Annotated in this window: 15 protein-coding genes; 9 read left to right on the top strand and 6 right to left on the bottom strand. The window is 64.9% G+C overall.

Annotated elements, in window-relative coordinates; all coding sequences use genetic code 11:
* The first annotated feature begins 307 nt into the window (after nucleotides 1-307).
* From xseB to K226_RS0117045, 5 genes are all read left to right on the top strand, one after another.
* Nucleotides 308-550, top strand: a complete 243-nt coding sequence (xseB, locus tag K226_RS0117070) for an exodeoxyribonuclease VII small subunit (protein ID WP_024815940.1) — start codon at nucleotides 308-310, stop codon at nucleotides 548-550.
* On the top strand, nucleotides 535-1527 hold the full coding sequence (locus tag K226_RS0117065) for a polyprenyl synthetase family protein (protein ID WP_051463560.1): 993 nt from the start codon (nucleotides 535-537) through the stop codon (nucleotides 1525-1527). The genes xseB and K226_RS0117065 overlap by 16 nt, the downstream gene beginning before the upstream one ends.
* A gap of 92 nt (nucleotides 1528-1619) precedes the next feature.
* On the top strand, nucleotides 1620-3518 hold the full coding sequence (gene dxs, locus K226_RS0117060) for a 1-deoxy-D-xylulose-5-phosphate synthase (protein ID WP_024815938.1): 1899 nt from the start codon (nucleotides 1620-1622) through the stop codon (nucleotides 3516-3518).
* Between the two features lie 230 nt (nucleotides 3519-3748).
* On the top strand, nucleotides 3749-4831 hold the full coding sequence (locus tag K226_RS0117055) for a TRAP transporter substrate-binding protein (RefSeq protein ID WP_024815937.1): 1083 nt from the start codon (nucleotides 3749-3751) through the stop codon (nucleotides 4829-4831).
* 151 nt (nucleotides 4832-4982) lie between these two features.
* A complete protein-coding gene (locus tag K226_RS0117045; protein ID WP_024815936.1) occupies nucleotides 4983-6062 on the top strand; it encodes a TRAP transporter substrate-binding protein in 1080 nt (359 codons plus the stop codon).
* A gap of 673 nt (nucleotides 6063-6735) precedes the next feature.
* Here K226_RS0117045 and K226_RS0117040 read toward each other — a convergent pair.
* The 3 genes from K226_RS0117040 to K226_RS0117030 form a co-directional block, all read right to left on the bottom strand.
* On the bottom strand, nucleotides 6736-8508 hold the full coding sequence (locus K226_RS0117040) for a TRAP transporter large permease subunit (protein ID WP_024815935.1): 1773 nt from the start codon (nucleotides 8506-8508) through the stop codon (nucleotides 6736-6738).
* 14 nt (nucleotides 8509-8522) lie between these two features.
* Nucleotides 8523-9143 carry a TRAP transporter small permease subunit gene (locus K226_RS0117035; protein ID WP_024815934.1) on the bottom strand — a complete coding sequence of 207 codons (621 nt, stop codon included), beginning with the start codon at nucleotides 9141-9143 and terminating at the stop codon, nucleotides 8523-8525.
* Between the two features lie 181 nt (nucleotides 9144-9324).
* Nucleotides 9325-10452 (bottom strand): substrate-binding domain-containing protein, encoded by a 1128-nt coding sequence (locus K226_RS0117030; RefSeq protein WP_024815933.1) that lies wholly within the window; start codon nucleotides 10450-10452, stop codon nucleotides 9325-9327.
* 50 nt (nucleotides 10453-10502) lie between these two features.
* Here K226_RS0117030 and K226_RS0117025 point away from each other — a divergent pair, with 50 nt between their 5' ends.
* From K226_RS0117025 to K226_RS0117015, 3 genes are read left to right on the top strand one after another with little or no spacing between them, the layout of a single operon-like run.
* Entirely contained in the window at nucleotides 10503-11240 is a 738-nt protein-coding gene (locus K226_RS0117025; protein ID WP_024815932.1) for an ABC transporter permease, read from the top strand.
* 47 nt (nucleotides 11241-11287) lie between these two features.
* Nucleotides 11288-12034 carry a phosphate ABC transporter ATP-binding protein gene (locus K226_RS0117020; RefSeq protein WP_051463577.1) on the top strand — a complete coding sequence of 249 codons (747 nt, stop codon included), beginning with the start codon at nucleotides 11288-11290 and terminating at the stop codon, nucleotides 12032-12034.
* Entirely contained in the window at nucleotides 12031-12858 is an 828-nt protein-coding gene (locus K226_RS0117015; RefSeq protein ID WP_024815930.1) for a substrate-binding domain-containing protein, read from the top strand. Before K226_RS0117020 ends, K226_RS0117015 begins: the two co-directional genes overlap by 4 nt.
* Nucleotides 12859-13019: 161 nt before the next feature.
* Here K226_RS0117015 and K226_RS0117010 read toward each other — a convergent pair whose 3' ends face one another.
* The 3 genes from K226_RS0117010 to K226_RS0117000 all read right to left on the bottom strand — a co-directional run bounded on the left by K226_RS0117010 (nucleotide 13020) and on the right by K226_RS0117000 (nucleotide 18124).
* Nucleotides 13020-14708: an AarF/ABC1/UbiB kinase family protein gene (locus K226_RS0117010; protein WP_024815929.1), complete on the bottom strand. Its 1689-nt coding sequence runs from the start codon at nucleotides 14706-14708 to the stop codon at nucleotides 13020-13022.
* A gap of 85 nt (nucleotides 14709-14793) precedes the next feature.
* The gene (locus K226_RS0117005) at nucleotides 14794-16545 is read right to left on the bottom strand and encodes an ABC transporter ATP-binding protein/permease (protein WP_024815928.1); all 1752 of its coding nucleotides are present in this window, start codon (nucleotides 16543-16545) and stop codon (nucleotides 14794-14796) included.
* A gap of 232 nt (nucleotides 16546-16777) precedes the next feature.
* Complete coding sequence (locus K226_RS0117000; RefSeq protein WP_024815927.1) at nucleotides 16778-18124, bottom strand: helix-turn-helix domain-containing protein; 1347 nt, start codon at nucleotides 18122-18124, stop codon at nucleotides 16778-16780.
* 260 nt (nucleotides 18125-18384) lie between these two features.
* Between K226_RS0117000 and K226_RS0116995 the strand changes: the two genes are divergently transcribed.
* Nucleotides 18385-18855, top strand: coding sequence for a (2Fe-2S)-binding protein (locus tag K226_RS0116995; protein WP_024815926.1), 471 nt, complete (start codon nucleotides 18385-18387; stop codon nucleotides 18853-18855).
* Nucleotides 18856-18858: the final 3 nt, after the last annotated feature.

Raw genomic sequence — 18858 nt, 5'->3', positions numbered from 1 at the left:
CCTGACCTAAAGACTCCCCACAGGGAGGTGCGCCTGTGCGCATCTGGAAAAAAAGAAACCGGCTAGGTGACTAGCCGGCTCGACGGGAATGGGATTATAGGCGGTGGGGTTATTCCCGCACCCCTCTTACGTGTATTGCCAAACCAGCTAAAGCGACTGGTTCTGTATCCCTCCGGGCGGTTCGGGGAGCACTGATGCCCCCCCTCCATGTGAGGGCAAGGGACTCCTGCGGGCGGGCGGCGGCGGCGTTCCAGTCGCTGCGCCTAAAATCACGCGTTTAACCTGCGCAATTTCTGCCGTCCTGCCCATGCCCAAGGCCCCTGCCTCCAAAGCCCCGCCCGCCGAACCTGCCAGCTACGAAGCGGCGCTGGAAGAGCTGGAGCAGCTCGTGGGCCGCATCGAGGCAGGTCAGTTGCCGCTGGAGGAGATGCTTGCCGGCTATCAGCGCGGGGCTACCCTGCTGGCTTTTTGTCGGCACCGGCTGGATGCGGTTCAGGACCAGATCAAGGTGCTGGATGAAGGCGCGCTGCAGCCATGGACGCAGGAATGATGTCCGCCAAGACCGCCCAACCGGCCTTTGACCTGGCAGGCTGGAGCCAACACCACCTTGATCGGGTCGAGCAGGCCCTGGGCCATTGGGTTGGCGAGGATGCACCCGCCCGCTTGGGCGAGGCCATGCGTTACGCGGTGCTCGATGGCGGCAAGCGCCTGCGACCGTTGCTGGTGCTGGCGGCCTATGAGGCGGTGCAGAACGGGGCGGGCGATATGGACCGCGAGGTGGCGTCGCGCGCCGGGATGGACGAGGCGGCCCTGCGCGCCGGGATGGACGAGGCGGCCCTGCGCGCCGCGTGCGCCGTCGAGCTGATCCATGCCTATTCGCTGGTGCACGACGACATGCCGTGCATGGACAACGACGTGCTGCGCCGGGGCAAGCCCACGGTGCATGTGCAGTTTGGCGAGGCGCAGGCCTTGCTGGCAGGCGACGGTCTGCAGGCGTTTGCGTTCGAGCTGCTCACACCGGAGGATGAGCGCATTCTCCCGGCCGTGCAGGCCACGCTGTGCCGCCAGCTGGCGCGCGCCGCCGGATCTGCAGGCATGGCGGGCGGACAGGCGATTGACCTGGCCAGCGTGGGGCTGGCGCTGACGCAGGACCAGTTGCGCAACATGCACCGCCTTAAAACCGGTGCATTGCTGCAAGCCAGCGTGATGATGGGCGTGGCCTGCGGGGTGTCCACCGCAGCAGCGCAGAAGGCGCTGGCAGACTACGGTGCGGCGCTGGGTCTGGCGTTTCAGGTGGTGGACGATATCCTGGATGTGGTCGCCGACTCGGCTACGCTGGGAAAGACCGCCGGCAAGGATGCTGCCAGCGACAAGCCCACCTATGTCTCGTTGCTCGGGCTGGCCCCCGCGCAGGCCCATGCGCAGGAGTTGCTGGCGCAGGCGCATGACGCGCTGGCGGCCTCGGGCCTGGCGGACACGCGCGCACTGGCGGCGCTGGCCGACATGGTGGTGAACCGATCGTATTGAGCCCGGGTGGGGTTCGATGCCGTTGAATTTTATGTCAAATTGGCCTCTAGCCCTTGTGTATCAAGCGCTATAAGCTATCAAAATAATAGTAAATGTCCACGACATCCTTCCCCCTGCTGCAGACCATCAATGACCCGGCTGACCTGCGCCGCCTGGCGCGCGCCGATCTCAAGCAACTGGCCACCGAGCTGCGTGCGTTCGTGATCGAAAGCGTGTCCCAGACGGGCGGGCACCTCAGCTCCAATCTGGGCACGGTCGAACTCACCGTGGCGCTGCACCATGTGTTCAACACGCCCGAGGATCGGCTGGTGTGGGATGTGGGCCACCAGACCTACCCGCACAAGATCCTCACCGGCCGACGCGACCGCATGCACACGCTGCGGCAGTTGGGCGGTATCTCGGGCTTTCCGCAGCGCGCTGAAAGCGTCTACGACACCTTTGGCACGGCGCATTCGAGCACCAGTATCTCTGCCGCGCTGGGCATGGCGCTGGCCGCGCAGCGCAAGGGCGAAGACCGGCATGCCGTGGCCATCATCGGCGACGGTGCCATGACCGCTGGCATGGCCTTCGAGGCCCTGAACAACGCCGGTGTGGCCGACGCCAACCTGCTCGTCATCCTGAACGATAACGACATGAGCATCAGCCCGCCCGTGGGCGCGCTCAACCGTTATCTGGCCCAGCTCATGAGCGGGCAGTTTTATGCTGCCGCCAAGAATGTGGGCAAGACCGTGCTGCGCCCCGTGCCCCCGCTGCTGGAGCTGGCCAAGCGGCTGGAGCAGCAGGCCAAGGGCATGGTGGTTCCGGCCACGCTGTTCGAGAAATTCGGCTTCAACTACATCGGGCCCATCGACGGGCATGACCTCGATTCCCTGATCCCCACGCTGGAAAACATCAAGGGGCTCAAAGGCCCGCAGTTCCTGCATGTGGTCACCAAAAAAGGCCAGGGCTACAAGCTGGCCGAGGCCGATCCCGTGGCCTACCACGGTCCGGGCAAGTTCGATCCGGCCGTGGGGCTGGTCAAAAGCACGGCCGCGCCCAAACAGACCTTCACGCAGGTGTTTGGCGAATGGCTGTGCGACATGGCGGCGCAGGATGACCGGCTGGTGGGCATCACCCCGGCCATGCGCGAGGGTTCAGGCATGGTCGAGTTCCACAAGCGTTTCCCCGACCGTTATTACGACGTGGGCATCGCCGAGCAGCATGCCGTCACCTTTGCCGCTGGCATGGCCTGCGAGGGCGTGAAGCCCGTGGTGGCGATCTATTCCACCTTTTTGCAGCGCGGCTACGACCAGATGATCCACGACGTGGCCCTGCAGAACCTGCCCGTGGTATTTGCACTGGACCGGGCCGGCCTGGTGGGGGCCGACGGCGCCACCCATGCGGGTGCATACGACATCCCTTTTGTGCGCTGCATTCCCAACATGAGCATGGCCTGCCCGGCCGATGAGCGCGAATGCCGCCAGCTGCTGAGCACCGCGTTCGCGCAAGACCATCCCGTTGCCGTACGCTACCCGCGCGGCAGTGGCGCGGGCGTGGCGCCCCTGCGCGGGCTGGAGGGCCTGCCGTTCGGCAAAGGCGAAATCCGCCGCGAGCGCAAGGGCGGCCAGGTCGATGCGGCGACTCCGCGCATCGCCATTCTGGCCTTTGGCACCTTGTTGTATCCCGCGCTGCAGGCGGCCGAGGCCCTGGATGCCACCGTGGTCAACATGCGCTGGGCCAAGCCGCTCGACACCGCACTGTTGCTCGAAGTGGCAGCGCGCCACGATGCCCTCGTGACGCTGGAAGAGGGCGCCATCATGGGCGGCGCTGGCAGTGCCGTGATAGAAGCGCTGGCCGCTGCCAAGGTGGTGGTGCCTGTCTTGCAGCTGGGGTTGCCTGACGTGTTCATCGAGCATGGCGATCCGGCCAAGCTGCTGTCGCTGCAGGGTCTGGACGCCGAAGGCATCCGCCTGGCCATCGCGGCGCGATTCGGTCCTGCCCCGGCCCTCTGACTGCGCGCTGAACCAGGCCTCAACGCCACGAGGCGTTCGAGGGACAACGCTTCAGGGCCTCAAGCTTGCAAAACCCTGAATACAGGGTGCCGCATGGGGGATTCCGCGGGATAACCCGCAACGGGCGCCCCCGCCATGTTTCTACAATTGCCTTTCGATACGCCTCCATCGGGGCGGTGCCTTCGGGCACCCTCAAGAGGCGCTGTGATCATCATTTTGGAAAGAATCTCATGGATCGTCGTTCCATCATCAAGCACGCTGGTATTGCAGGCGTGCTCGCCGCGGGCATCGCCCCTGCCGCCCATGCCCAGGCCGCTGTGCGCTGGCGTCTTGCTTCCAGCTTCCCCAAATCTCTGGACACCATTTTCGGTAGCGCTGAAATGTTCGCCAAGACGGTGCGTGCGCTCTCGGGTGGCAAGTTCGAGGTGTCCGTGCATGCCGCCGGCGAGCTGATGCCCGCTTTCGGCGTGGTGGATGCCCTGCAGAACGGCACGATCGAAATGGCCCAGACGGCGCCCTACTATTTCACGGGCAAAAGCTCCACCTTCGCGTTCGGTTGCGCGGTGCCTTTCGGCCTCACGGCGCGTCAGATGGACGCCTGGATGGAGCACGGCAACGGCCGCAAGCTGATGGATGCGTTCTACGCCAACTACAACATCAAGAGCCGCAGCGCAGGCAACACCGGCACGCAGATGGGCGGCTGGTATCGCAAGGAAATCAAGACGGTTGCCGACCTGAAGGGCCTGAAGATGCGCATGGGTGGCGGCCTGTTCGGCGAAGCCATGCAGAAGCTGGGCGTGGTCCCGCAGAACATGCCCGGGGGTGATGTGTACCAGGCGCTGGAAAAAGGCACGCTCGATGCCACAGAGTTCGTCGGTCCTTACGACGATGAAAAGCTGGGTTTCAACAAGGTTGCGCCGTTCTACTACTACCCCGGCTGGTGGGAGGGTGGTGCCGAGCTGGAGTTCTTCATCAACACCAAGGCCTACGCGGCGTTGACCCCGGAATTCCAGGCCATTGTGGATGCCGCCACCACCGTGGCTGCACGCGACATGACCGCCAAGTACGACGCCTTCAACCCCATCGCGCTCAAGCGCCTGGTGGCCGCCAAGACGCAGCTCAAGGCTTTCCCCAAGGAAATCATGGACGCTGGCTACAAGGCTTCCATGGAAGTCTTTGCCGAGCACGAAGCCAAGTCGGCTGAGTTCAAGACCATTCACCAGGACATGCGTGCATTCCAGCGCGACCAGTTGCTGTGGGCGCGGTATTCCGAATTGCGCTTTGACAACTACATGACGGGCGTGAAGCTGTAATCAGCCCACGCTTGGGCGGCAGGCCTCTGGTGGGCCCCCGCCCCATTCTTTCTCGATCCGGTTCCGGTGCTGCACACCCTTGGCAGCGCTGACGCCGGTTTTTTTGGGCCCATCGTGTGCCAAAAGCGCATGTGTATTGAAGGAAATCACCATGGATCGTCGTTCCCTGATCAAGAAGACCGGTATTGCCGGCGTGCTCGCAGCGGGCATTGCACCGGCTGTTCACGCCCAGGCTGCTGTGCGCTGGCGTCTGGCGTCAAGTTTCCCCAAGTCCCTGGACACCATCTTCGGCTCTGCCGAAGTGTTCTCCAAGGCCGTCAAGGAAATGTCTGGCGGCAAGTTTGAAATTTCTGTCCACGCGGCCGGCGAGCTGATGCCTGCGTTTGGCGTGGTGGACGGCGTGCAAAACGGCACGGTGGAAATCGCCCACACCGCTCCTTACTATTTCTTTGGCAAGAACGAAGCCTTCGCCATTGGTGGCGCCATTCCATTCGGTATGAACTCCCGCCAGCTCACGGCGTGGATGGTGGACGGCAACGGCACCAAGCTGATGCGCGAGTTTTATGCCAAATACAATATCGTCAATTTCCTGGGCGGCAACACGGGCGCACAGATGGGCGGCTGGTTCCGCAAGGAAGTGAAGTCTCCTGCGGACATCAAGGGGTTGAAGTTCCGCGTGGGCGGCTTTGCCGGCAAGGTGATTGAGCGCATGGGTGGTGTGCCCCAGAATATTCCGGGCGGCGAAATCTACCAGGCTCTTGAAAAAGGCACGATTGACGCGGCCGAGTGGATCGGACCATACGACGATCTGAAGCTGGGCTTCAACAAGGTGGCGCCGTTCTACTACTACCCCGGCTGGTGGGAAGGCAGTCTGAACCTGGAGTTCTATGTCAACCAGAAGGCGCTGGACGGCCTGTCTGCCGAGAACAAGGCCATTGTGCGCGCTGCTGCCCACGAAGCCCACGTGACCACGCAGGCCCGTTACGACGCGCGCAATCCGGGTGCCCTCAAGCAACTGGTGGCTGCCAAGACCAAGGTGGTGCCGTTCCCGCAAACCGTGCTGGATGCATCGTTCAAGTCCACCATGGAACTCTATGCCGATCTGGACAAGAGCAATCCAGAGTGGAAGAAGATCTACGCCGACTATCGCAATTTCCAGCGCGACCAGATTCTCTGGTTCCGCTTTGCCGAGTCGCGTTTCGACAGCTTCATGTCGTCGCAAAAGCTCTGATCAGCCGCAGCGCACCTGCGCTGTTTTCCCCGAAGCCCGCCCGGTTCGCCTGGCGGGCTTTTTTGCGGCCCGCGCTGGCTCACAGCTGCGCGGGCAAGCCGCCCACGCGTGGATCACAACACACACGGGCGCGCGCAACTGCGTGGCGTCAACCGCTCCTGGGGCGCTCCTGGGGCGGGGAAACGAAGCGTGCAGGGTGGCTATTGATCCGGCCCTTTGGGCTCTTTGATGTCTCAAGTGCCGCGCCAGCGCGTCGATGCCCTTTGATGAGCTTCAGTGCGAGCGGCTCGGCTTTGTCGGGCCGTATCCATCAGTGAGAAGTCCGCAGGGGCCGCAGTGCCAAAACAGACCAGTGCGGCCACAGCGGCGCAGCAGATGGCGGCCGCCCACTGTGTCGATCCAGAGACGCGCGATGCGTCATTGCGTAAGGCGCAATGCGTGGTGGCGTGCAGTGGGCAGCAACGCATGGTGGGGATACCCGCACCTTGGGGAGCGCGGTTTGGTGCGGTGCGTCAGGTACTGAGGCAACGCGGGTGACGCGCGCCATGTCCGCTGGCACGGGTGGGCGCGCAAGCCAGGGCGCAGAAAAAAAGCCCCCGCCGGTAGTGCACCGGCGGGGGCTTGGCTTTCGAATGCGCGGGCTGTGCGGGGCCTTGCGAGGCCCCCGCGTGGATCAGTCTTTCTTTTCGGGCTCCGTGGCCAGCGAATCTTGCATCGCCTTCAGGGGGTCGTCGGTGGCCGGAGCGGTGCTGTCACCCCCCGTCATGCCTTCGGTGGGATCGGCCTGGTCCATGGGGGCGGGCATGTTGGCTTCCATTTCCAGGCGCACCTTGTCCAGGTCATACACCTCGGCCTTGTCCAGGCCGCTCGAAACGATGCCTGGGAAGGCGATCACCAGGGACACCATGATCAGCTGGATGGCCACAAACGGCACGGCACCCCAGTAGATCTGCATGGTGGTCACGGGCTTGATCAGTTTCTTGGTGAGCTTGTCCACGTATTCCTTGTCCGGGGCCACGCTGCGCAGGTAGAACAGCGCGAAGCCGAACGGCGGGTGCATGAACGAGGTCTGCATGTTGATGCCCAGCAGCACACCAAACCACACCAGGTCAATGCCCAGCTTGTCGGCGACGGGCGCCAGCAGGGGCACCACGATGAACGACAGTTCAAAGAAGTCCAGGAAGAAGGCCAGGAAGAAGATCATGATGTTTACCACGATCAGGAAGCCCAGTTGACCACCTGGCAGGCCGGCCAGCAGGTGTTCCACCCACAGCGGCCCGTCCACGCCCTGGAAGGTCAGGCCAAACACCGTGGCGCCCACCAGAATGAACACCACAAAGCACGACAGCTTGGTGGTGGTGTGCAGTGCCTGCTTGAGCAGTGAAAAGCTCAGGCGACCCCGCGCCATGGCCATCACGAAAGCGCCCAGTGCACCCATCGCGCCGCCTTCGGTGGGCGTCGCGACGCCCAGGAAAATGGTGCCCAGCACAAGGAAAATCAGCAGCAGCGGGGGAATGAGCACGAAGGTCACCCGTTCGGCCATGCGCGACAGCAGGCCCAGGCGCGTGACCTTGTTGAACATGGCGGCAAGGAATGCCAGCGCCACGCCAGAACACATGGCCACCACAATGGTTTCGTCCAGCGCAACCTTCTCGACCAGCTCGCCTTCCCACCAGGTGTGAACGGCAGGCATGTTTTTGCCCACATAGATCGCTGCGGCCGTGCACAGCGCCGTCAGTATGGCCAGCGATGGCAGGCCGCTGTTGCCGTTGTCTTCTCGCAGGGTGCGGGCCTCGACCGGCATCGCGGGAACCCAGTGGGGCTTGAAGACGGCCAGAATGACCACGTAGAGGGCATAAAAACCCGTCAGCATCATGCCGGGCAGGAAAGCGCCCTTGTACATGTCGCCCACGCTGCGGCCCAGCTGGTCGGCCAGAATGATCAGCACCAGCGAAGGCGGAATGATCTGCGCCAGCGTGCCCGAGGCCGCAATCACCCCGGCTGCAATGCGACGGTCGTACCCGTAGCGCAGCATGATGGGCAGCGAGATCAGGCCCATGGAGATGACCGATGCCGCCACGACACCGGTGGTGGCTGCCAGCAGCGCACCCACAAAGATCACGGCAAACGCCAGACCGCCGCGCACCGGGCCGAACAGCTGGCCGATGGTTTCGAGCAAGTCTTCGGCCATGCCGCTGCGCTCAAGAATCAGCCCCATGAGCGTGAAAAACGGAATGGCCAGCAGCGTATCGTTTTGCATGATGCCGAAGATGCGCAGCGGCAGGGCCTGCAGCAGGGCTTCGGGCAATACGTTGAGTTCCACACCGATGAAGGCGAAGAACAGGCCGCAGGCGCCCAGGCTGAACGCTACGGGGAAACCCAGCAGCAGGAAGAAGATGAGCCCCGCAAACATGATGGGGGCGAGGTTTTGAACGAAAAATTCCATGATCGTGTCTCCGTTCAGTCGGCCTTGGTGGCGCCAGTGCCGTTGCCTGCGGCAGCTTCGCGCAGGCGGCGGATGGATTCGGCGAGTTCTTCCTCGGCCGTCTTTTCCACCTTTTTGGCGGTGGGATCCTCGATCAGACCCTTCAGGAAAGCGATGCGCTTGATGAGTTCAGACCAGCCTTGCAGCATGAGCAGCCCGAAACCCAGCGGCATCATCAGGTACACCGGCCAGCGCAGCAGGCCACCGGCATTGCTCGACATTTCTGCCGAGACATAGCCTTTCCAGAAGAACGGGATGCCGAACCACAGAACGGCAGCGCAAAACGGCGTGAGAAAGAAAAGAAAACCGAAAATGTCGATCCAGATCTGCGCCCGCTTGGACAGGCGGCTGGAAATCACGTCCACCTTGACGTGTTCGCCCTGCAGCAGCGTGTAGCCCGCCGCCAGCAGGAACGAGGCGGCAAACAGATACCACTGCACTTCCAGATAGGCGTTGGAGCTGACGTTGAACACCTTGCGAACAATGGCGTTGATGCCACTGACCAAGGTAGACGCCAGAATGAGCCAGACAACGTATTTGCCGACCTGGGTGTTAAGCCAGTCGACCCCTCGGGACAGTTTGAGTAAAGCCTGCATGGTGTCTCCAAGAAAAAGGCTATGCGCACGATGTCGCTGCCAGGCCGCCGGTGGGCGGAAAGGCGCGACAAACTTTTACAAGGGCGCAATTCTACGGAGCACTGTATTCCGAGGCTGACGGCAGCGTGACGGTGTTATCCCTCGACAGATGCTTGTTAGGTAGCTTCCAAAAGCATAGCAATTAGGGTTTTTGCCTAGTGCCTGCGCTACGCTTGCGACCACTGAATCGCCACCACGGCAGTACCGTGCTCATGGCCAGCACTTCGCCGCAGTGCATGGGGGCATAGCCTGGCATGGCATGCATGCGTTCCTGCCAGGCTGGCGTCTGCAGCACTGCACGCAAGGCGCTGGTGGCGGGCTGGTCGAGCGTGGATTTGAGACAGGCGAGGTGGAAGCGCTCATGCACCAGGGGCACAAAATCCAGCCCCCGGGCGTGGGCCGCCAGGGCAATGCCCATGCCCACGTCGGCAGCGCCGGCCGCCACGGCCTGCGCCACGGCGCCGTGCGATGGCTCGTTCAGCTCGTAGCCGGTGATGTCTTCGGGGGTGAGCCCGGCCATGGCCAGCAGGTCACCCAGCAGCACGCGGGTGCCGGTGCCCAGCGGCCGGTTCACAAACCGTGCGCCGGTGCGCGCCACATCGGCCAGGGTGTGCAGCCCCAATGGATTGCCGCGCGCAACGATCAGCCCCTGGGTGCGCCGCGCAAAGCCAATGATCTTGTGGCGCCCCGGTTGCAGCAGTGGGCGGTAGGTGCGCGCTGCCAGCGAATCGGCGGCGGGGTCTTCGAGCGTGTGAAACCCTGCCAGCGTGCACCGGCCCTCGTTCAGCGCGCGGATGGCGTCCACGCTGCCGGTGAAGCGGATATCCAGGTGTAGCGCGCCGCAGTCGTCGGGCGTGGCGGCGTGGGCGCGCAGTGCGCCCAGGGCATCGTCGTGGCTGGCATACATGGTGAGCACATGGGTGCTGTCGTCAAACGCCACGGCAAAGGCGCGTTCCAGATCCGCGTGCAGGGCAGCAATCTGGGGTGCCAGGCGGGCCTGGGCCTGGCGTTCGGCCCACAGCAGTTTGGTGCCGAACTCGCTGAGCTGCGCCGACTGGCCCTTGCCCCAGGTAACGAGCTCGCCACCCAACTGGTCTTCCCAGCGTTTCAGGGCGCCCCACACATGGCGATAGGACAACCCCAGCGCGCGCGCTGCGCCAGAAATGGAGCCCTGCTGTGCCACCGCCTCCAGCATTTCGGGCAGCGGGTTGCGGATCAGGGCGTCGCCGGCATCGCGGCTGAGCGTGTAGTGAAGTTGGACCCTATGCACAGGTGTTCATATCGCTGGAGATTGATTCGGTGCATACGATAGTCGAATCCATGTCCACACTCTCTGAAAGCGCCATCACGGCGCTGCAACTCACGTTTTCGGCCGATCCCATGTTGTGGACCATTGTGGGCCGCTCGCTTGCGGTCAGTGGCACGGCTTGCCTGCTGGCCTGTGGTTCCGGTGTGGTGCTGGGCGCGTGGCTGGGTGTGGCGCGGTTTGCGGGCCGGGGCGCCGTGCTGGCGTTGCTCAACACCATGCTGGCCGTGCCTTCGGTGGTGGTCGGGCTGGTGGTGTATCTGCTGCTGTCGCGCAGCGGCCCCTTGGGCGCCCTGGGCTGGCTTTTCACGTTCAAGGCGATGGTGATTGCCCAGACCCTTCTGGTGCTGCCGGTGGTCACGGCCCTGACCTGCCAGCTGGTGGCCGATGCCGAGCGTGGCCATGGCGAACAGTTGCAGTCGATCGGGGCCGGCCCCGTGATGCGCAGCCTGTTGCTGGCCTGGGATGAGCGCTATGCCCTGCTGACGGTGCTGATTGCGTCGTTCGGGCGCGCCATTTCCGAGGTGGGCGCCGTGATGATTGTGGGCGGCAATATCGACGGTTTCACGCGCGTGATGACCACCGCCATCGCCCTCGAAACCAGCAAGGGCGATCTGCCGCTGGCCTTGGCCCTGGGCCTGGTGCTGCTGGCGGTGGTGCTGGCGCTCAATGTGCTGATCGCTGCGTTGCGGCGCTGGCGTGAAGGCGTGGATGGCACCTCGCAAGGCGCGCTGCCCGGAGTGCTGGCATGAGCGCTGTTCCGTCCGTGAATGGCGCTGCGCCCTGGCCCCATGTGGAGATGGTGGCCCGGACATCGGTGGCTGCGCCCGACCATCCCCCCGTTTTCTCCCTGCACGGCGTGGGAGTGCGCTATGGCTTGGTGCAGGCGCTCCAGGGTGTGCATCTGTCGGTGGCACCGGGCGAGCGCGTGGCGCTGATCGGGGCCAACGGCTGCGGCAAAAGCACACTGCTGCGTGTGCTGCATGGTCTGGCAAAACCCAGCAGCGGCCAGTTGTTGCGGGGCGATGGCAGCCGCCAGGCCATGCTGTTCCAGCGCCCGCACATGCTGCGCATGAGTGCCCAGCACAACGTGGCGCTGGGCCTGTGGCTACATGGCGTGCGCTGGCGCGAGGCGCGCGCGCAGGCGTTGCTGGCATTGCAGCGCGTGGGGCTGGATGGCATTGCGGCACAAAACGCGCGCACGCTGTCGGGGGGGCAGCAGCAACGGGTGGCGCTGGCGCGTGCCTGGGCGCTGCGGCCCGATGTGCTGCTGCTTGACGAGCCCACCTCCAGCCTCGACCCCCATGCCAAGCGCGAGGTCGAGCTGCTGATGGCCGACCTTGCCGCCAGCCATGGCCAGGCGGGCCCCGGCCACCCGGTGACCATGGTTTTCAGCAGCCACAACCTGGGCCAGGTCAAGCGGCTGGCCAGCCGGGTGATTTATCTGGAACACGGCGCTGTGCTGGCCGATTTGCCGGTGCACGATTTTTTCAACGGCCCCCTGCCCGACGCCGCCCGATTGTTTGTCAAAGGAGAAACGGTATGAAGAATTTGAAGTCTTTTTGGCCTCTGGCGCTTGTGCGTAAAGCGCTGCCTGCTATTGTTTTTGCAGTATGCGGACCGGCGTTTGCGCAGTCCATCGCCATGGCGTCCACCACGTCCACCGAGCAGTCGGGGCTGTTTGGATATCTGCTGCCCGAGTTCAAGAAGACCAGCGGCCTGGATGTGAAGGTGGTGGCCTTGGGTACAGGGCAGGCGCTCGACACGGCGCGCCGCGGCGACGCGGATGTGCTGTTCGTACATGACCAGGTGGCCGAAGAAAAGTTTGTCGCCGACGGCTGGGGCGTGAAGCGCTACCCCGTGATGTACAACGACTTCATCTTGGTGGGCCCCCAGAACGATGCCGCCGGTGTCAAGGGCAAGGACATCGTCGGGGCGCTGAAAAAGCTGGCCGCTGGCAATGGCGATTTTGTCTCGCGCGGCGACAAGAGCGGCACGCACGCCGCCGAGCTGCGCTACTGGAAGCTGGCCGGCGCCGATGCCGCCAAGGGCAGCGGCTACAAGGAATGCGGCTGTGGCATGGGCCCGGCGCTCAACATTGCGGCATCCAGCGGCGCCTATGCGCTGGCCGACCGCGGCACCTGGCTCAACTTCAAGAACCGCGCCGATCTGGCCGTGCTGGTGGAGGGCGACACGCGCCTGTTCAACCAGTATGGCGTGATGGTGGTGAACCCCGCCCGGCACCCGCATGTGAAGGCGCAGGACGCGCAGAAATTCGTGGACTGGGTGGTCTCGCCCGCAGGCCAGACGGCGATTGCCAACTACAAGATTGGCGGCGAGCAGCTGTTCTTCCCGAACGCTGCGAAGTAACAAGTCGCGCGTCTAAGCGCGTCAAACAAGGCCATTCAAAAAGATCCAGCGGTCCAGCCCCTGGCGTGCCCCAACCCGTGCGACCAGTGGAACTGGATTTGCCAGGCCACCGGGGCCGGGGGCGTACTCCTCTGGGGAAGGCACTGGGCGCATCAGGGGGGCTACCGGTCCCTGCTGCTGCGCCAGATGGCGCGCACCAGCCACAACCCGCAGACCACGGCGCCAAAGAAGCCGAGAAAGCCAAAGGCCGGCAGCCCGAACAGCGTGGGCCCGCCCTGCACGGTCATCACGATGGAAGAGCCAATGATGAGGGCGGCAATGATCAGTGCCATTGCGAGCCGGTTGGCAGAGCGGTCGATCTGGTCGCCCACCCGCTTGAGGTGGGCCAGCTCGATGCCCACCTGCAGGCGGCCCCGGCGTGCGTTGCGCAGCAGGCGTGCCAGGTCGTCGGGCAATTGCTCTGCGGTGTCGAGCGCCCGGCGCAAGGTCTGCCAGGCGCGGCCGGCCAGTGCGCGCGGCTGGTAGCGTGCGCGCAGCACCTGGCGCAGCAGCGGCAGGGCTTCGGTGGTCATGTGAAATTGCGGGTCGAGATTGCGCCCCATGCCTTCCAGCGAAATAAAGGCCTTGATGAGCAGGGCCAGGTCGGGCGGCAGGCCCAGGTGGTGTTCGCGCAGGATGCTGGTCACATCGGCCAGCATTTGCCCCAGCTGCAGCTGCGCCAGGGGCACGCCGTGGTATTGGTCGACAAAGGCTTCCACCTCCATCTCCAGTTGCCCTGGGTCCACGCCATGGGCGTCGCCCGCCCAGTCCAGCAGCACATCGGCCACCGCCTGCGGCTGGCGCTCTACCAGGCCCAGCAGCATTTGCAGCAACTCGATGCGCCTGCGCTCTGACAGGCGGCCCACCATGCCAAAGTCGATGAAGGCGATGCGGTTGCCTGCAAGGTAAAACACGTTGCCCGGATGCGGGTCGGCATGGAAGATGCCATCTTGCACAATCATCTGGAGCACGGCCTGGGCGCCGCGCCGGGCCAGCACGGTGCGGTCAAAACCGGCTTCGGGTGTCAGCGCATCGAGCTGCCCGCCAGGCACGCCCTGAATGAATTGCTGCACGTTGATGCGTTCGCTGGTGTGCTGCCAGTGCACGCGCGGCACCACGATGAAAGGCAGGCTGGTGAGATTGCCGGCAATGCGCTCGGCACTGCGGCATTCGCCGGCCAGGTTCAGCTCGCGCCGCAGCGAGCGGGCAAATTCGCGCACCAGCTGCTGTGGCCGGTAGGGCTGTAGCGCGGGCAGTTCGGCTTCGGCCAGCGCTGCCAGCCGCTCCAGCAGGCGCAGGTCGGCCTCGATCACCTCGCTGATGCCGGGGCGGCGAATCTTGACGACCACCTCGCTGCCATCGTGCAGCTGAGCGCGGTGCACTTGCGCAATCGATGCCGCGGCCAGGGGCTCGGTGTCAAAGCGTGCAAACACCTCTTCGGGCTCGCCGCCCAAATCTTCGCGCAGCTGGGGGCGCAGAAGCTCCAGGGGCACGGCCGGCACCTGGCTGTGGAGCTTTTCAAACTCGGCGATCCAGTCGGGGCCGAACAGGTCGGCACGGCCCGCCAGCAGTTGCCCGAACTTCACGAATGCGGGCCCCAACTCCTCCAGCGCCAGCCGCACCTGCACGGGCGGCTCGATGCGGGTCAGGTCACCGGCCAGGTCCCAGTGCAGGGCCTGGCCTGCGCGCTCCAGCTTGTCGGCCAGGCCCAGGCGGCGCACGGTGTCGCCAAACCCATGGCGCACCATCACGCCTAAAATTTCTTTCAGGCGGCCCAGATCGCGCGCGGTTCCCAGGGTCTCGATCAGCATGGAGCAATGATAGTCCGGCGCCTGCACGCGGGCGCCACAGGGCAGTGCCATTGCATTGGGGGCAAGTGCGTGTGCGGCCCGGCCTTCATGTCCAGCGGTAGTCGGCCGCCGCGTGCAGGGCCCACAAGCCATCGCCCGTGAGCTCCAGCACCTGGTGGTGGTATCCCAAAACGCTCTGGTGGTGGCTGACGCTGACCGGCGTGATCGACAGGCCCGCCAGCTGCCCATACAGCAGGGCCTCGTTGGCCGTGTCGAGCGCACTGGTGGCCTCGTCCAGCAGCAGGTAGCGCGGCTTGGCCAGCAGGGCGCGGGCAAAGGCCAGGCGCTGCTGTTCGCCCACCGACAGCACCTTGGCCCAGTCCAGGTGGGCGCTGAGCCCACCAAAGCGCTCGGCCAGTGTGGGCAGGTTCACCCGTTCCAGCCATTGCTGCAGTTCTGCGTCGGAGATTTCGCGCTCTGTCTGGGGGTAGAGCAGCTGGCAGCGCAGGTCGCCCAGGGGCAGGTAGGGGCTTTGGGGAAGAAAAAGCATGTCGGGGTCGGCGGGGCGCTTCACCTCGCCGGACCCCGTGGTCCACAGGCCGGCCACCACGCGCAGCAGCGAGCTTTTGCCCGCGCCGCTGGGGCCCACGATGAGCAGGCCCCTGCCCGGCGACACGCTGAGCGTGAGGTCGCGCAGCAGCAGGTGCTCGCGGTTGGGGGTGAGCACCGTGAGCTGCGTGACGCCAAGCTCAAAGCCTGACGCAGTGTGGATCTGCGCTGCGGGTTCGAGGCTGGGCTCGCTGGCACCGTCCGGCGCGGGGCGCGCGGGAGTGTGGGCCTGGTCGTGCAGCGTGGTGGAAAACGCGTGCAGCCGGTCTACGCCCGCCGAGAACCGGCTCAGGCTTTCGAAATGCTCGACGATGACCGTCAGCGCACTCAGGATGGCGGCAAAAGCGCCAGCGGCCTGGATGGCCCGGCCCACCTCCAGCTCACCCGAGAGCACCTGGTTGGCAATGATCACGCTGGGCAGCACGATGGTCAGAAAGCTGTGCGTGTACTGGAACAGGTTGAGCTTGAACTGCCAGCGCAGCACCTGCTGGTAGTTGGCATACAGCGCATCAAAAATGCGGCGCAGGGCCGACATTTCGCGCTGCTCGCCGTTGTGAAAGGCGATGGGCTCGGCGTGCTCGCGCACCCGCACCAGGCTGAAGCGGAAATCGGCCTCGCGCTGCAGCTGGCGGTAGTTCAGCCCGATCAGCCGCTTGCCAAACACCTTGGCAGTGAACACGGTGCTGAAGATGGCATAGCCGATCAGAAAATAGACCAGCCCTTGCGAGATGGTCCACAGCACGCTCGAAAACGCGATCAACTGAATGACCGAGCCCAGCGCGATCATCGAAAAATACAGCGACTGCTGGGTGAACGCGTTGATGTCTTCGGCAATGCGCTGGTCGGGGTTGTCGATGCCCACGATGGCGTTCAGCCGGTAATAGGCGCGCTGGTCGAAATAGCGCCCCAGAAAATGCTGCGTGAGCCAGCGCCGCCAGCGCAGGCCCAGCGAGTCCCGCACGTAGTAATACAGCGCATAAATGGGCACGGCCGCCACCAGGATGAGGGTGTAGCGCCGGATGGATGCCCAGAAGCGGTCTGCGTCGCCCGCGGCCAGTGCGGACGTGAATTCGCCGGTTTCGTGGTTGAACCACACGTTGAAGGCGGTTTGCCCCAGCAGCAACAGCACCAGCAGTGCCAGCAGCCCACGCGAGCGCCAGCGCTCTTCGGATTGCCAGTAGGGTCGTGCAATCTGCACGAAACGGCGCCACAGGCGGGTGTTGAAGCCTGACGGCTCTTCGTTGGACATGGGGTACTCGGGTGGTGCGCGGCTTGCCCGGCGCATTGTCGCCGCAAGCCGGGGAGGGTGCGCACCGGTGGGCGCAGACACCCATGTGCCGCTGGCCGTGCCGGGTGCTGCGACGAAGCCGAGGTCAAACCCGGATCAAAGCGCCCTGCCAGCGGGTATCGGGTGGCACACCAGAAGTATCAAAATAATAGCTGCTTGCGCTTATCTATAAAGGGCTAGAGGCACTTTTTAATCATATTTTTGCTGTGCCATGTCCTTTAGGGGCGCCGAGCTTTCGATACACCGTGGCGCGGCTGATGCCCAGTGCGCGGGCGGCTTCGGCAACGTTGCCGCGCGCGTTCTGTACGGCCTGGCGAATGAGGGCGGCTTCGGCTGCGCGCAGCGGCGCCGGCCCGCTGGGGACGGGCACCGCAGGGGCGGCGTGCGGCAGGGACAGTGGAAGTGGCGTGCGCACGCCGACGCCGTGGCGGGTTGCCGTGTTGCGCTGGGCCAGGCCCTGCAGGCGCAGGCCCGACCATAGCGGCAGGTCCATCGGCGCGGCAGGCTGGCGCTGCGCTGCATCAAACAGCAGCGGCCAGGGCAGGGCCAGCAGATCGCTGCAATGCACCGGCACACCGGGATCGCGCAGCGGCTGCGGCACCAGCTGGCGCGCCATGCTGTTGGTGCCCACCACGGTGCCTTCGGCGTCCAGCGCCATCAGGCCGTTGCCTTCACCGCCCAGCGTGCTGCCCGGCCAGTTGATGCGCAGCAGCAGCGCGTGCGGCAGTTGCAGCAACAAGGCGTCTTCGATGGCTCGGGCCGACCGGGCGACCAAGTGGCGCAACTCGGGCCGCTCGGGCACGTCCACGCCCGTCAGGTCGAGCATGCCAACGCACTGGCCGTGGGTGCCGAACAAGGGCGCGCCAGCGCAGCTGTAGCCGCTGTTCACCTCAAAGAAATGCTCGCCCCGGTGCAGCCACACGGGCTGCAGCTCGGCCAGCGCAGCGCCGATGGCCGTGGTGCCCACGGCGGCCTCGGACAGGTCGATGCCCACGCGGCCGATGGCGTGGGCGCGGGGGTCGTTGCGGTCCACCGCGCCCTGCACCTCGATCACCACGCCGCGTGCGTCGGTCAGCAAGGCGAAGTAGTGCATGCCCGCAATGGCGCGGGTAAGTTGCGCCAGCACCGGCCGGGCGGCTTGCAGCAGCGCGGCGTGCTGGTCGGCCGTGCGCTGCACGGCGGGGGCGCTGACCATATTGAAGGCCAGTGGCTGCGCCGGCTGGTGCCCGTTGGCCAGGCAACGCTGCCACGAGCGCACGATCCAGGGCTCGATGGTCAGAAGGCTGTCGGACCTGGACACCGTCGGCTGCAAGCGGGCCGCAGCGGTCAACTGATTGCCGTCTTTTAGCCCCATGGCCGGGCTACGGGGGTGTAGATCCGGCAACAACGGTCCTCGCCGGGGCGCACTTTCGCGACCGATGCTCCAGGTCTGGCCGCCTCCTGGCGGCGCGGGCTGTGGCCCCCGGCAGAGCAGCGCGCTGCGCGCCTGGGCGATCAGGTGCTGGCGCTCGGTGGGCGGTGGCGGGGCAACGGCAAGCATGAGGACTCCCGAAGAGGTGGGTTGCGCAGGTCATCCCAAGCTACCCGGCATGCACGGCACAGCGCGGGGTGTGCTGTGGGGCGTGCTGGTTTAACAGGCAGTGCACATGATGCTGCGGGTGTGCGCTGCAACATGTTTCATTTTGAGAATATCCCTTGCAGGCTCTGGAAAAACGAGGGTTGTCCCTAGGAATGGGTGAATGTGTGCGGCACAAGATGCGGCTTGCAGTTCCAGCCAACGCCGTTTCAGGAGACAGCCAGATGCAAGTCCAGTTCACCGTCAACGGGCGCGCCGCCAGCGTTGATGTTCCTCCCAACACCCTGCTTGTCCATGCGCTGCGCGAGCACTTGCTGCTCACCGGCACCCATGTGGGCTGCGACACCAGCCAGTGCGGCGCGTGCACCGTGCATGTCAACGGCAGGGCGGTCAAATCGTGCTCGATGCTGGCCGTGCAGGCGCAAGGCGCCGATGTGCAGACCATCGAAGGCCTGGCCGCCCCCGACGGCACGATGCACCCCATGCAGGCCGCATTCAAAGAGTGCCACGGCCTGCAGTGCGGCTTTTGCACTCCCGGCATGGTGATGAGCGCCCTGGACCTGTGCAAGAACCACCCGGGCGCCACCGAGGGCGAGATCCGCGAGCTTCTCGAAGGCAACATCTGCCGCTGCACGGGCTACCAGAACATCGTGCGTGCGGTGCAGGTGGGCCAAAAGGCCATGGCGTCGGCTTGAGCG

The organism is Acidovorax sp. JHL-3 (assembly GCF_000526295.1).
In the GTDB taxonomy this organism is placed as follows: domain Bacteria; phylum Pseudomonadota; class Gammaproteobacteria; order Burkholderiales; family Burkholderiaceae_C; genus Acidovorax; species Acidovorax defluvii.
This window is presented reverse-complemented; position numbering and strand designations above follow the sequence as displayed.